The following is a 15,269-nucleotide window of genomic DNA, read 5'->3' on the forward strand; positions in this document are numbered from 1 at the left end:
ACTTATTTAATCAGTGGCATTGAAACAATGTATGAATCATATACTATAAATTTCAATATTTAAACCAACTCTAAAAGAAGGTATTTTATTTAAGCAAATCCTCTATTGATTCACCAATTTTCACATATTTATTTCCAATAACACGACTTATCGGATTTAATTTATCTACATCCACATATCCATGTTCTACATCGTATATTTCATCATCTATATAAACTGCTTTCACTTGCCCTATTAACATATCTGTTCCATTTTTTTCATCACCTAAAGATAAGTGTTCTACTAATTCACATTCATAACGTACTTTAGCTTCTTTAACACTTGGAACACTTACTGTTTTTGATGATGTAGTTGTCAGAGTTGTCTTTTCTAATTCATTAATATCATGAGGATAGTTTTCACCTGTTTTAACTACCTCTTTAACAATAGATTCATCAACGATATGAACAACAAATTCTTTATTTTTAATAATGTTAGAACTAGTATCCTTAAGTTCACCATCTTGTTTTCCGACAGAAATCATCAACATCGGAGGTTCTGGACAAACCACATTAAAAAATGCAAAAGGTGCTGCATTTAAATTTCCATTTTCGTCTTGTGACGTTACAAAAGCAATCGGTCTAGGCGTCACAGTACCTATTAGAAGTTTATACATATTACCCATTTCTGTTTCGCTTGGATTTATAAACATATTGGCACCTCACTAATATTATTATTCATATTCAAGTCTAAGATATTTCTCATATAACTTAAATCTACACACACTGTTCATCTATTTTATATACAGTAAATATAAAACTTGCACCTTATTTTCAGATAGTATAATCGAGTTTATCAAAAAGATTAATTCAAAACTTTTTATTTATCGTTAATAGCTAAAATATAAGCAGAATCAGTAATTTTTCTTACTGCTGTTGTTTAAGAATATAGCCGTAAAAACAATGGACAACATCTATGCGATATTGTCCATTGTTTTTTAATGAATATTTGATAATATTAAGCAAAATAAAAAGAAACGCTGCTTTAACAACGTTTCCCTAAAAATTGTGTATGTATGGAGACGGCGGGATTTGAACCCGCGTCCAAGGATCCTGATACAAATCTTTCTACGTGTGTAGTCTATTAATCAATTTCACATGGTGATAGGAAATAGACAACCAACACCATGCTAGTCCGTTTAATCTCTTCTAGACAGACTTCGAACAGCAGTGTCTAGCGTATCCTACTAAAGTTGAATCGCGTTAACAGTACATAGGCGATACTGTTAGGCGATGCAGAGTGCTATTACGCAGCTACTGCTAAATTATTGTTTGTTTTGCCAGTTATTATAAACTGAGTGTGTTGATAACGAAGACAACCCTCCGACACGCTTAATAAGCTCTGGGGACCCCTGTCGAATCCAAAACGTCCCCGTAATATTAATAAGAGATTCAATATACTTTGAATCCGATAGCATTCTTAATCATATCAAATTAAGTACTAAGACGCAATTCTAATGATTAAATTATCAATTATTACTTGAAGAATGAGAAACGACAAATTAAAAATGCCGCTTCCCCAAATCATTAATAACGATCTTTCATCGCTCTTTGCATATCTCGTTTAACCGCTTTATCTTTTAAGTCTTGACGTTTATCATACTTTTTCTTACCTCTAGCTACGCCAATCAGCATTTTACAAACACCATGTTTGAGATAAAGTTTTAACGGAATAATCGAATATCCGATTTCTCTAGTCCGTGTACCGAGTTTTTCAATTTCTCTTTTGTGCAACAGTAGTTTTCGCGGACGTAAAGGGTCATGATTGAAACGATTTCCCTCTTCATAAGGCGCAATATGCATATTATGCACATAAATTTCACCATTTTTTACTTGTGCGAAACTATCTTTCAAATTTGCACTGCCACGTCGAATTGACTTAATCTCTGTTCCTCTTAACACAATGCCCGCTTCAATCGTATCTTCTATATTATAATCATGTCTTGCTTTACGATTCTCCGCTAAGGTACCTGGAGATTTTTTCTTCTTTTTCGACATCGTGTTCACCTCTTGTTGAATTAATTTCAAAGTGAGAATGAACTGAATTTATTACAGTTCATTACTCAATGATATTTTATTTCTTTTTTCGTGCCTTTTGTTTTACCTTTTTGCTTTTATAGTAAGGTTTGTGTTGCGTATTATTTTGTTTGTCGCGATTTCGTTGATTTTTTCCTTTACGTTGTTTCTTTTTACCTTTTTTCTTATCGCCACTTAAACTTTTGCCGCGTGATTTTGCTTGAATTGTTGTACCGCGTGCAGGGCGATCTTCAGCTTTTCTACGTTTTGGTTCAGGCATTCCCACAATTTGGAAATCAATCATACGTTGTTCGACATCTACATTCACAACTTTGATTTTCACTGAGTCACCAATACGGAACACATTACCAGAACGTTCTCCTATCATTGCCATTTGGCCTTCTGCAAATTGATAGTAATCATCTGTCATGTTAGAAACATGGAACATACCTTCTACAGTGTTCGGCAATTCAACAAACATACCGAAGTTCGCAACTGAACTGATAATACCTTCATATTCTTCACCAATATGCTGCAGCATAAATTCTGCTTTTTTCAATTCATCAGTGTCACGTTCTGCTTCAATTGCACGACGTTCACGGTTTGAAGTATGTTCTGCAATTTCAGGCAACTTATCTTCCCATTTTTTCAATTCTTTACCGCTCATTGTTTCATCAATTAAATATTTACGAATTAATCGATGTACAACTAAATCTGGATAACGACGAATTGGTGACGTAAAGTGTGTATAATAATCAGCTGATAAGCCAAAGTGTCCTAAATTGGCATCTTCATAACGCGCTTGTTGCATAGAACGCAACATCATTGTTGAAACAACAGTTTGTTCAGGCAAGCCTTTCACTTTTTCATGAATTTCTTGCAATGTACTTGGAGAAATATCTTCTCCTGTACCTCTGACCATAATACCGAAGTTCGTGATAAAATCGAAGAACTGTGTTAAACGATCTGATTTAGGCTGTTCATGGACACGATATATAAATGGCACTTCCATTTTACTAAAGTGTTCAGCAACTGTTTCGTTGGCTGCTAGCATAAATGATTCAATTAAGCGTTCTCCTTCACCACGGTCTCGCAATTGAACATCCACAGGAATACCTTCATCATTAACAAGCACTTTAGCTTCATCAATATCGAAGTCAATTTCTCCACGACGTTTACGCATCTGTTTTAATCGATTTGATAAGTCTTGCGCTAAATCGAGCATTGGTGTGACATCTTTATATTTTTCTCGAAGTTCAGGATCTTTGTCAGTAATAATTTTATTCACTTCGTCGTAAGTCATACGATGATCTGATTCAATGACACTATCAAAAATTTCGTGGTTTTTCACATTGCCATCTTGATCAATTTCCATGCGGCAACTTAAAGTCAGGCGATCTACATTTGGATTTAATGAACAAATTCCATTACTTAAACGGTGAGGAATCATTGGAATAACACGGTCTACTAAATAAACACTTGTACCACGATCATACGCTTCCTTATCTAACGCTGATCCTTCTTTTACATAATGGCTGACGTCTGCGATGCTGACTGTCAATTGTGTATTACCATTCGGTAATTTTTTAAGACTGATTGCATCATCTAAGTCCTTAGCATCTGCCCCATCAATTGTAATGGTTAATTCATCACGTAAATCTCTGCGTCCTTCAATTTCAGAAGGTTCAATTGTTTCAGGAATTGCCTCAGCTTCTTTCAACACTTCATCTGGAAATTCGATTTCAATTCCATGTTGATAGATAATAGATAAAATATCTACACCAGGATCATTTTTGTGTCCTAAAATTGCAGAAACATGACCTTCTGGATTGTCATTTCCTTCTGCATATTTTGAAATTTGAACCAATACTTTGTGTCCTTCAACCGCACCTAAACTTTGACCTTTCGGAATAAAGATATCTTGCATGATACGTTTGTCATCGGGAATCACAAATCCAAAATGACGCCCTTCAGTATAAGTACCTACGACTTGCGTTACTGAATGTTTTTCAATTGTTTTGACTTCGCCTTCAACTTTTCCTTTAAATTCACCTTTTGATGGTTGGACTTCAACTATAACTGTGTCCCCATCCATGGCACGATTTATTTTTGTCGGCGGAATAAAGATATCTTCCATTTCTTCGTCTTCAGGACGCAAGAATGCGAATCCTTTTTTATTTTGACTTAAAGTACCTTTTACCAGATTATTTTTCATAGTTTGACTTCCTTTTCTTTGGTAGCGGTCCGTTTTCGTTCGTTCAACTAAGCCAGATTGTTCTAGTTCAACTAACACCTTTATTAAGTCTCTAAATGAGTCGGCATTGTTTAAACCTAAACGATCTTGAAAATCAGAAACTGACATGGGTTCATAATCAGGTTGTTTAATAATCTCTGCTACAGATTGTTTTAAATTCATTATGCCCCCTCCTTTCATTATTTATTCGTTTCTTATTACTATTCAGACCAATCAAGACTTTCAAGGAATTCATAAATATCCTCGAAGACTTTTTCTTTTTCTTTATCAATTGTGATAACATGACCGGAATCCGCATACCATTTTATATTTTTGTCTTCAGAAGATGCTTCATCATAAATTACATTTGCAGATTCAGGATTAATCATTTTATCTTGTTCTGCTTGGATGACAAGTAACGGATCCATCACTTCATCTACATGTTCTCGAACATCTTGTATTGTTTGCTGTAATTCTTTTAAAGTATGAGTAGGATGGAAAGCTTCCATCTCACGATTGATTGTCGCCTCATCTTTACCTTGATATTTTTTGAAGTTGCGTGCATATTCAAGGACACCTTCGTACATTGAGCCTTCTGTCTTAATAAACATAGGCGCACACATCGTTACAATACCCTCTACATCTCTATTTAAGCTTAACTTAAGCGCAAAATCTCCGCCTAAAGATAAGCCGGCTACTACAATTTCATCATATCCTTGTTCCACTAAAAAGTCGTAACCATCTAACGCATCTTTAAACCAGACATGCGGGCTGGATTGTAAAATTTCTTCCGGTGGCGCTGCATGGCCTTCATATTGAGGCGCATAAGATGTATACCCTTTTTTCTGTAAAAAGCGTCCCAGTTGTCTTACATCGGAAGAGTTTCCAGTAAAACCATGTAACAATAATACTGCTCTTTTACCTTCTTCAAAAAAGAACGGTTTTGGCAATTTAATTTGCATGTCTTTCAATCCTTTCATGATTCCCATTTAATCAAATTAACTCATAGTTCTATTATAAAGAAAAAAGCCCGACTTTTACATTGTCGGACCTTACATATTGAAATAAGTAATTGCTAACATTAACACGAAAAATGCAATAGACAAACCAATTGTTACACGGTTTAAGAACAAGTCAACACCGCGTTGCTTTTGTTTTCCACCGAAGAGCTGTTCAGCACCGCCGCTGATTGCTCCTGAAAGGCCGTTACTTTTGCTTTCTTGGAGTAACACAACTGTGATTAAAGCGATACAGTCTATAATCAATAAAACTGTCAATAAAGTGTGCATGCGTTAGTCCTCCATTCATAATATACTAAACAAGCATAACATATTTTAGTGTAGTTTATCAACATTGGGTCTAACTCACGCCTATGCGTTCTATCGGTTAAATGTACTTTTGCGTTTAATCGAAATTACCAACATATAAACTGCTAAAGCAAGCGAACCGATAATTGTAATCCATAAAGGCAAAGTCATGAAACCTGATTTCACATGATTAATACTTTGGATAATTACGCCTGCATTGACTGCAGTATAAAAAGCTTGTGAAATATATACTGCAAATAAGAACCACCATAAATAAGTGTGTTGATTCCATATTGCGATTAATCCGCACATATAAGCAATTAAATACATAATTCCCGTTAAACGATAACTGTTAATAAAATTCCCCACTGCATTTTTTGTTGCATCAATATGATGAGATGTCAGAATATCAGCTACTACGCTGTTATCTAAAGAAACAAAAAGATATATGGCATATATAATTGCTAATGTCACTGAAGAATAAGCAATAAATCTCCCGGATTTTTTTGCTCTTAATTTCTTTTCTTGCTCTGTAGTCGGCATTTTAATCCAATCTCCTTAATCCAAGTTGTAAATTTAATTCTATTGATTCAATTATATCAGTTTCTTATTAATTTTCGACATAAAACACGGTATAAAAAAAGAAACTGCTAAAGTTCTTTTGAACTTTAACAGCTTCATTAAAAGGTTAATAATTTATAAAGTTTTGCGTGAACTCAATATTAATAAACCTTTACTTATTTATCTAAATTATAGAAAGAGTGAATGCCGTCGAATTCAGCTGTTTCGTATAATTCATCTTCAATACGTAATAATTGATTGTATTTTGCAATACGGTCTGTTCTTGATAATGAACCAGTTTTAATTTGTCCTGCATTTGTAGCTACAGCGATGTCAGCAATTGTAGTATCTTCTGTTTCACCAGAACGGTGTGAGATAACTGCTGTGTAACCAGCTTTTTGAGCCATTTGAATTGCATCGAATGTTTCAGTTAAAGTACCGATTTGGTTAACTTTGATTAAGATTGAGTTACCGATACCTTTTTCGATACCTTCAGATAGTTTTTTAGTATTTGTAACGAATAAGTCGTCACCTACTAATTGAACTTTTTTACCTAAACGATCTGTAAGTTGTTTCCAACCATCCCAGTCATTTTCATCCATACCATCTTCAATTGTGATGATTGGATATTTATTAACTAATTCTTCTAAGTAGTCAACTTGTTCAGCTGAAGTACGTTTAGCGCCTTCTTGTCCTTCGAATTTAGTGTAGTCATAAACACCATTTTCGTAGAATTCAGAAGAAGCAATGTCGAATCCAAGGTAAACATCTTTACCAGGTTCTAAACCTACTGCTTTGATTGCTTCTAAAATTGTATCAACAGCATCTTCTGTGCCGTGGAATTTAGGAGCAAATCCACCTTCGTCACCTACTGCAGTTTCTAAACCGCGTTTTTTAAGAATTTTAGCTAAGTTGTGGAAGATTTCAGCACCCCAGCGTAATGATTCTTTAAATGAATCAGCGCCAACAGGTAAAATCATGAATTCTTGGAATGCAATCGGCGCATCAGAATGAGAACCACCGTTTACAATGTTCATCATAGGAACTGGTAATTGTTTACCATTGAATCCACCTAAATATTTGTAAAGTGGTTGGCCTAATAAGTCTGCAGCTGCACGTGCAACAGCAATAGAAACACCAAGAATAGCGTTTGCACCTAATTTACCTTTGTTTTCAGTTCCATCTAATTGAATCATCATTTTGTCGATTGAAACTTGGTCTAATACTGAAAATTCGCCTTCAACGATCTCTGGTGCGATTTTTTCGTTTACATTTTCAACTGCTTTAGTAACACCTTTACCTAAGTAACGATCTTTGTCACCGTCACGTAGTTCTACGGCTTCGTATTCACCTGTTGATGCACCTGATGGTACTAATGCACGACCGAATGCACCGCTTTCAGTTAATACTTCTACTTCAACTGTTGGATTACCTCGAGAATCTAGGACTTCGCGAGCATAAACATCTGTAATAATTGGCATGTTGATAATCTCCTTTTCATAATAGCTTTCGCTTATATTATAACTTTTTTTCCTTAGAAATTGAATTAATTATCTAGTAATGACACACTAAATTCTTAATGTTTAATTAAAGATTCACCAGTCATCTCTTCTGGTTGAGTTACATTTAATAAATCAAGCAGTGTAGGTGCTAAATCACCTAACTTACCTGTTTCACGTAATGTTACGCCTTCTTTAGTAACGATAACTGGAACTGGGTTAGTTGTATGTGTTGTCATCGGTTCATCATCGTCAGTTAAAACTTGATCTGAGTTACCATGGTCTGCAGTAATAATTGCATTTCCACCCATATCAATAATTTTATCTACGACTTCACCTAAACATTCGTCTACAGCTTCAATTGCTTTTACAGTAGGTTCAAGCATACCACTATGTCCGACCATATCTGGGTTAGCAAAGTTTAAGATGATTAAATCTAAATCACCTTTATTAAGTTCTTCTAATAATGCGTCTTTAACTTCATACGCACTCATTTCAGGTTTCAAGTCATAAGTTGCAACTTTAGGTGAATCAATTAAACGACGACGTTCACCTTCAAATTCTTCATTACGTCCGCCACTCATGAAATAAGTAACATGAGGATATTTTTCAGTTTCAGCAATACGTAATTGTTTTAAGTTATTTGCTTCAGCAACTTCACCGATTGTTTGTTTCAAATCTACTTTTTCGAAAACAATACTTGCATCTACTTGATCACTATATTTTGTAAAAGTAGCGAAGAATAAATCATTTGGTTGCTTAACTTCAAATCCTTTAAAATCTTTATTTGTGAAGATTTCAGAAAGTTGACCCGCTCTATCAGGACGGAAATTGAAGAATACTACTGAATCTCCATCTTGAACACCTTCATTTTGTTCTTTGATTGAGAAAGGTACAACGAATTCATCAGTAACACCATTTTCATAATTCGCTTCGATACCTTCTTCTGCTGACGCATATTCAGGCGCATCGATATCACGGATTGCATTATAAGCTTTTTCTTCACGTTCCCAACGTTTATCGCGGTCCATCGCATAATAACGTCCAGAAATTGAAGCAAATTGTCCGATACCGATTTCTTTGAATTTTTCTTCAGTTTCTTTTACATATTTCAAGGCTGATTTTTGATCAACGTCACGTCCATCTAAGAAGCCGTGAACGTATACTTTATCTAATCCTTGTTTTTTAGCAAGTTCTAGAATCGCAAATAAATGTTTGTAGTGACTGTGAACACCACCGTCAGATAATAAACCGAAAACATGTAGCGCAGAATCATGTGATTTTACATGTTCAATTGCTTCATTCAAGACCTCATTTTCAAAGAAATCTCCATCTTCAATCGCTTTATTAATTCTTGTTAAACTTTGATATACAATACGTCCGGCACCAATGTTCATATGACCGACTTCAGAATTACCCATTTGTCCTTCAGGTAATCCAACTGCTAAACCGCTTGCTTCGATTTGTGTAGTTGGATATTTTTCATAATAACGGTCGAAATTCGGTTTGAACGCTTGTTTGACTGCATTACCGTGTTCACTTTCTCTGTTCGCAAAACCATCAAGGATGATTAATGCTGTTGGTTGTTTTGCCATATTATTTAGCACCTTCTAATAATTTTACATAGTCTTCTACTTTCAATGAAGCACCGCCGACTAAAGCACCATCAATATCTGATTCTGCCATATATTCAGCGATATTATTAGGTTTTACACTGCCGCCGTATTGAATACGAACTGCGTCTGCTACTTCTTGGTTTGAAAGTTCAGCAACTGTTTTGCGTATAAACGCACTCATTTCGTTAGCGTCTTTAGCTGTAGATGATTTACCAGTACCAATTGCCCAAATAGGTTCGTAAGCGATAACTACTTGTTTTAATTGTTCGTCAGATAAACCTGCCAATGCTTTTTTAACTTGGTCTGATACTACTTCTTCAGCTTTTCCGCCTTCACGTTGTTCATTTGTTTCACCAACACAGATGATTGGAGTCATACCGTGTTTAAACACAGCGTGGACTTTCTTATTAACATCTTCGTCAGTTTCGTGGAATAATTCACGACGTTCAGAGTGACCGATAATTACATATTTAACACCTAGGTCTGCTAATGCAACTGGAGACGTTTCACCAGTAAATGCGCCGCTTTCTTCGTAATAAGTGTTTTCAGCACCAATTTCAAGCCCTTCAGCTTTACCTTCTTTTACTAAAGTAATTAATGCATCTAATTGAATAGTTGGTGCACAAATAACGGCTTCTACTTCATTTGTATCTGGTAATTGAGGCAATGCATTTACAAAGTCTTTTGCCTCTTGTACAGTTTTGTTCATTTTCCAGTTACCTGCAATAATTGGTTTTCTCATTATTAAACGCTCCTTGAAAAGTTATTATCAAAAATACTATTAATTATTTATCGCTAATTGATTGGATACCTGGTAATTCTTTACCTTCAAGGTATTCAAGTGAAGCACCGCCGCCTGTTGAAATATGAGAGAAATCATCCTCAAATCCAAGCATCATAGCTGCTGCTGCAGAGTCTCCGCCACCAATAATAGTAGTTGCATCTTTCATTTCAGCAATTGCTTCACAAACACCTACTGTACCTTGAGCAAAGTTTTCAAATTCGAACACACCCATTGGTCCATTCCATACTACTGTATGTGCACCTTTAAGTTCTTTTTCGAATAATTTAACAGTTTCAGGTCCAATATCAAGCGCTTCTTGATCTGCTGGAATTTGATCGATAGTAACAACAGTATATTGTGCATCATTAGAAAATTCTCTAGCTACTTTAGCATCTACAGGCAATACAATTTTATCGCCAGCACGTTCTAATAAATCTTTAGCGAAATCTACTTTATCTGCTTCTAATAAAGATTTACCAATTTCATAACCTTGTGCTTTTAAGAATGTATAAGCCATACCGCCGCCGATAAGAACTTTATCAGCTACATTCAATAAGTTTTCGATGACTCCGATTTTATCTGATACTTTAGCGCCACCTAAGATTGCAACAACTGGTTTATCAGGATTGTTTACAACACCACCGATAAATTTGATTTCTTTTTCCATCAAGTCTCCAGCTGCACTTTCTAAATTAGATGCAACACCTACATTAGAAGCATGAGAACGATGAGCAGTACCAAATGCATCGTTTACAAATACATCACCTAATGAAGCCCAATATTTCCCTAATTCAGGATCATTTTTAGATTCTTTTTTACCATCTAAATCTTCAAAGCGTGTATTTTCTACTAAAAGTACTTCTCCATCTTTTAATTCTGCGATTGCTTTTTCTAAAACTTCACCACGAGTATGTGGGATAAAGTTAACATCTTTACCTAGCTTTTCGCTTAAACGTTCAGCAACTGGGCGAAGTGTTAATTTTTCTTTATCACTTTCTTCTTTGACTTTTCCTAAATGTGAGAAAAGAACAAGTCTTCCTCCTTGTTCAAGGATATATTCAATCGTTGGTAAAGCTTGAACAATACGGTTGTCATTAGTAATTTTTCCATCTTTTAAAGGTACGTTGAAATCAGCGCGTTCTAATACAACTTTACCTTTTAAGTCTAAATCAGATACATGTTTTTTAGCCATCTAAACTTCCTCCTTTGAATGAAAGCATGATTCTTTAATGTCTATAGATTGAGATTAGCATATAGTCGTTATTATTGCAGAAAAAACATCTAAAGTACTTAAAAGTTTTTTCGTTTAGAAATAAACTACTTGCTAATTTTCACTGCAGCTTATGAAAATTTAAAATAAGCGGAGAAGCGTATGTGCCTCTCCGCTTACTCAAAAGCTGATCATAACAATTCAACAGCACATTTACAGCTTGTCAAATTCAGATCTTATTATCAAATTATTTTACGTCTTTAATAAGATATTCTAAAGTACGTACTAATTGCGCAGTGTAAGACATTTCGTTGTCGTACCAAGCTGCTACTTTAACTAATTGACGGCCTGAAACAGTCATAACACGAGTTTGAGTTGCATCGAATAATGAACCGAATGTCATACCTACTACGTCTGAAGATACGATTTCATCTTCGTTGTAACCGAATGATTCGTTAGAAGCTTGTTTCATTGCTTCGTTTACTTCGTCAACTGTAACATCTTTATCTAATACAACTGTTAATTCAGTTAATGAACCAGTTGCTACAGGAACACGTTGAGCGCCGCCGTCTAATTTTCCGTCGATTTCAGGAATTACTTTACCAATTGCTTTAGCTGCACCTGTTGAGTTTGGAACGATGTTTTCAGCTGCTGCACGAGCACGACGTTTGTCGCCTTTTCTGTGTGGACCGTCTTGAGTATTTTGGTCACCAGTATAAGCATGGATAGTAGTCATGAAACCTTCAACTAAACCAAAGCTATCATTTAAAACTTGTGCTACAGGAGCAAGAGAGTTTGTAGTACAAGAAGCACCTGAAACGATTACGTCAGAGCTGTCTAAAGTATCTTGGTTTACGTTATAAACGATTGTTTTAACATCACCAGTAGCTGGTGCTGAAATTAATACTTTTTTAGCGCCTGCATCGATATGAGCTTTTGCTTTTTCATCACTTGTATAGAAACCAGTACATTCTAATACAACATCAATGTCTAAATCTTTCCAAGGTAATTTGCTTGCATCTGGTTCTTCGAATGATTTAACTTCTTTACCATTCACGCGGAATCCGCCATCTACAACTTCAACTTCTTCAGTGAAACGTCCTTGCATTGTATCGTATTTTAATAAGTGTGCTAACATTTCATCGTCTGTTAAGTCGTTTACTGCTACTACATCGATACCTTCAACATCTTGAATTCTTCTAAATGCTAAACGACCGATTCTACCAAAACCATTAATTGCTACTTTAACTGCCATTATTATGGCCTCCTTTAAAAAGATATTGTTAAAAAGTGAAGTCACTTTTTTATAACCAAAATTGTTTAAGATTGTACGATAGTCTTAGCTGCGCCTTCATCTGTAATCAGAATGGTGTTTTTAGGAGCTATCGATAAATAAGCTTTTATCGCTTCCCCTTTCGAAGCACCTCCGGCTACAGCATATATATATTGCTTCGATTCTAAATCTTCCATTTGAAGTCCTATCGTTTTAACTTTATGGACTATATTGCCATTAGTATCGAAGTAATAACCAAATGCTTCTCCGACAGCATTGTGATGTTGAAGCATTTCAATCACATCTTTAGGTGAATGGCGTCTGTTCGCCATTTTCAGCGCATCACCAATGCCGTGGACAGTAATATTTGATTGTTTTATTTTGTCTAATGTATTGATTACAGAAGGTTCTTGCATCAACAATTCATATGTAGATTCACTGACATTATCAGGAACATATAATGTTGTGTAGTCGCCTCCTGTTTGTACTGCCATACTTGCTGCAATGGTATTTGCTTGGTAAATCATGTTTTCTCCCAAGCCGCCTCTCGCAGGTACAAAAAATGTTTTGAAAGGCAGTACATGCATTGAGTCACTAACTGATGCCATTGTTGATCCACCAGTTATAGATACTATTGCATCTTTATAAAAAGTTTTTTCTAAAAGTTGTCCTGCTTGATTACCCATTTCTGTTTTAACTGCACTATCTTTATCAGTGTTACCTGGCACAACATATACATTGTTGATTTGATAACGCTCTTTAATCAATTGTGCTAAGTGATAACCATCAGAATACATATTGAAATATGCTTCTAGTTCATCAATTAAATGTTCACCTTCATCAGTTATTTCCATACCTGTAGGTTTGACTTTAATCAATTCTTGTTTCTTTAATGTATTCGTTTCTGATCTTAATACACGCTCAGTCAAGTTCATGTATTCACTCAAACTTCTTCTTCCAACAGGTTGGTGCATTTTGATAGTAGTGAGTATTGTAAATCTACGGTACATTCTATCGACAAGCTCAGGAATCAATTTTTGTTGGACTTTAAGCAAGTCTTCCACTACTATTTCCTCCTCTATATCTTTAAGGGTCAGTATGCAACCACACTTTGACGTTTTAAGTCCCAGGTGGGACAAAAAATAACATCTCTTACATTTGCAATAATACTATCATCTGTTTTAAAAAGCAAGTCTTAATGCTTAAGTTACAAAACTTACTCTATCATTGTACACAATACTTACCAACAATTATATTATACCCTTTATTCGCATGAAAAATCATCTTTTAACTTTGTTTTTTAGCTATATTTTTTCTTTTGATTATCTCTGCTCTAAAATATCTACTATAATAGTCTTTCAAAGGAGGGTATATTATGTCTGAAAAAGATGAACAACCTGAAGTTATTGATCCAGACGACCCTAGATATAAAGATGACACATACTTTCACTCTACCCGTTCTAACCAAAAAAAATCTGATTTTGAAAATCAAAGACGTATTAAGTACTATTCTTTTGGCGGCTGTTTTCCAATCGGGTGCGGTTGCTTGCCTATTCTTATAATCTTATCGTTTTTTATTACGTGGCTTTTAAATTTAATTCATTAAAAAACAGAGCATTCTCCTATCTGATGAAAGAGAATGCTCGTTTTTGTTATATCAACGTTGTGATGATTGATTATTATTAGATTGGTTATTTGAACTCTGCTTTTGCGAAGAGTTATTGCTTGAATTAGCAGGTGCTTGTTTTTGTTGTGTTTGATTAGAACTGCTTGATGATTGTGTACTTGATTGATTACTACCAGGTGTGTTTCTTACTGTTGATTGCTGTCCTTGCCCTGGCCTGGGTTTATTATTTGATTGTTGATTTTGTGTATTTTGCTGTTGTTTTTGCTGCTGGTTCTGGTTTGATTTTTGTTGTTCTTGTTGTTGTTGACGCTGCTTTTCAGCTTGTGCTTTTTGCTGTTCTTGTTGCTTTTGTTGTTCCATAGCTTTATCAGCTTGTTCTTTTGCTTTTTGCTGACGTTCTTTTGCAACCTGTTCATTTTTCTTCTGCTGTTCTTCAGCTTGTTTTCTAGCAGCTTCTTGATTTTTACGTGCTTGTTCTTGTTGTTTTTTCTCTTGTTCTTGTTGTGCTTTATTGTTTGTTGTTTGTTGTTTTTGAGTATTTTGATTTTGTTGCGCTTGTCTTGCTGCTTGTTCGCGTTGTGCATTTATATTATTTTGTCTTTCTTGTTCTGCAGCTTGCTGGTTCGCCCATTCTTCTTCCTGACGTTGCTTTTCTTTACGCTTTTTCTCTTCGTCTTTTTTCTTCTTCTCTTCACGTTCTTTTTTGTCTTTTTTCTCTTGTTTTTCTTTCTTTTGTTCTTGGCTTAATCGTTCACTGCCCTTTTTAGAATGATCCACAAAAGAGAAAGTAGCAAAGGCAAGCGTGAATAATAAAATAACAACGATAATTGCACTTATTATTTTTGCAAGATTGCTCATCTTGTTTTTAGATGATCTTTCAAAATCATTTCGACCTTTATTAGACATGTGCTCTCCTCTTTCCAATTTCTATTCCTAATAAAATACACATTGAGACTTTTCACACTTTAGTTTTATTTACCCAATTGAATTATTTTTTACATAGTTTTCATTAATTAATCATAACATTTTCCCATGATATATACATCATTTTGAAAGGAAATATGCGGATATTTAAAAGAATTTAACAAATAGCAAGATTCTCTTA

General features: G+C 34.9%; 14 protein-coding genes and 1 other RNA gene. 1 reads left to right on the plus strand and 14 read right to left on the minus strand.

What is annotated here, in order from left to right:
* Positions 1-85: 85 nt before the first annotated feature.
* The 13 genes from A4G25_RS05490 to A4G25_RS05550 all read right to left on the minus strand — a co-directional run bounded on the left by A4G25_RS05490 (position 86) and on the right by A4G25_RS05550 (position 13,601).
* Entirely contained in the window at positions 86-691 is a 606-nt protein-coding gene (locus tag A4G25_RS05490; RefSeq protein WP_047132663.1) for a flavin reductase family protein, read from the minus strand.
* Positions 692-1,052: 361 nt separating this feature from the next.
* Positions 1,053-1,412: a transfer-messenger RNA gene (gene ssrA / locus A4G25_RS05495) on the minus strand.
* 153 nt (positions 1,413-1,565) lie between these two features.
* Positions 1,566-2,036 (minus strand): SsrA-binding protein SmpB, encoded by a 471-nt coding sequence (gene smpB, locus A4G25_RS05500; protein ID WP_047132664.1) that lies wholly within the window; start codon positions 2,034-2,036, stop codon positions 1,566-1,568.
* 76 nt (positions 2,037-2,112) lie between these two features.
* On the minus strand, positions 2,113-4,470 hold the full coding sequence (gene rnr / locus A4G25_RS05505; RefSeq protein WP_047132665.1) for a ribonuclease R: 2,358 nt from the start codon (positions 4,468-4,470) through the stop codon (positions 2,113-2,115).
* Positions 4,471-4,508: 38 nt separating this feature from the next.
* Positions 4,509-5,249 (minus strand): alpha/beta hydrolase, encoded by a 741-nt coding sequence (locus A4G25_RS05510; protein WP_047132774.1) that lies wholly within the window; start codon positions 5,247-5,249, stop codon positions 4,509-4,511.
* A gap of 90 nt (positions 5,250-5,339) precedes the next feature.
* Positions 5,340-5,576, minus strand: a complete 237-nt coding sequence (secG, locus tag A4G25_RS05515) for a preprotein translocase subunit SecG (RefSeq protein WP_047132666.1) — start codon at positions 5,574-5,576, stop codon at positions 5,340-5,342.
* Positions 5,577-5,666: 90 nt separating this feature from the next.
* Complete coding sequence (locus A4G25_RS05520; protein WP_047132667.1) at positions 5,667-6,137, minus strand: hypothetical protein; 471 nt, start codon at positions 6,135-6,137, stop codon at positions 5,667-5,669.
* 194 nt (positions 6,138-6,331) lie between these two features.
* Positions 6,332-7,636 (minus strand): surface-displayed alpha-enolase, encoded by a 1,305-nt coding sequence (eno, locus tag A4G25_RS05525; RefSeq protein ID WP_047132668.1) that lies wholly within the window; start codon positions 7,634-7,636, stop codon positions 6,332-6,334.
* A 95-nt stretch (positions 7,637-7,731) separates the two neighbouring features.
* Positions 7,732-9,249 (minus strand): 2,3-bisphosphoglycerate-independent phosphoglycerate mutase, encoded by a 1,518-nt coding sequence (gene gpmI, locus A4G25_RS05530; protein WP_047132669.1) that lies wholly within the window; start codon positions 9,247-9,249, stop codon positions 7,732-7,734.
* A gap of 1 nt (position 9,250) precedes the next feature.
* On the minus strand, positions 9,251-10,012 hold the full coding sequence (tpiA, locus tag A4G25_RS05535) for a triose-phosphate isomerase (RefSeq protein ID WP_047132670.1): 762 nt from the start codon (positions 10,010-10,012) through the stop codon (positions 9,251-9,253).
* A gap of 43 nt (positions 10,013-10,055) precedes the next feature.
* On the minus strand, positions 10,056-11,246 hold the full coding sequence (locus A4G25_RS05540; protein WP_047132671.1) for a phosphoglycerate kinase: 1,191 nt from the start codon (positions 11,244-11,246) through the stop codon (positions 10,056-10,058).
* Positions 11,247-11,511: 265 nt separating this feature from the next.
* Positions 11,512-12,519 (minus strand): type I glyceraldehyde-3-phosphate dehydrogenase, encoded by a 1,008-nt coding sequence (gene gap, locus A4G25_RS05545; RefSeq protein ID WP_047132672.1) that lies wholly within the window; start codon positions 12,517-12,519, stop codon positions 11,512-11,514.
* Between the two features lie 65 nt (positions 12,520-12,584).
* Positions 12,585-13,601: a sugar-binding transcriptional regulator gene (locus A4G25_RS05550; protein WP_047132673.1), complete on the minus strand. Its 1,017-nt coding sequence runs from the start codon at positions 13,599-13,601 to the stop codon at positions 12,585-12,587.
* A gap of 311 nt (positions 13,602-13,912) precedes the next feature.
* Here A4G25_RS05550 and A4G25_RS05555 point away from each other — a divergent pair, with 311 nt between their 5' ends.
* Complete coding sequence (locus A4G25_RS05555) at positions 13,913-14,143, plus strand: hypothetical protein (RefSeq protein WP_047132674.1); 231 nt, start codon at positions 13,913-13,915, stop codon at positions 14,141-14,143.
* 51 nt (positions 14,144-14,194) lie between these two features.
* Here the strand turns inward: A4G25_RS05555 and A4G25_RS05560 are convergent, their stop codons facing one another.
* Positions 14,195-15,070, minus strand: coding sequence for a DUF4887 domain-containing protein (locus A4G25_RS05560; protein ID WP_047132675.1), 876 nt, complete (start codon positions 15,068-15,070; stop codon positions 14,195-14,197).
* Between the last annotated feature and the right edge of the window lie 199 nt (positions 15,071-15,269).

The organism is Staphylococcus condimenti (assembly GCF_001618885.1).
GTDB classification, from domain to species: Bacteria; Bacillota; Bacilli; order Staphylococcales; family Staphylococcaceae; genus Staphylococcus; species Staphylococcus condimenti.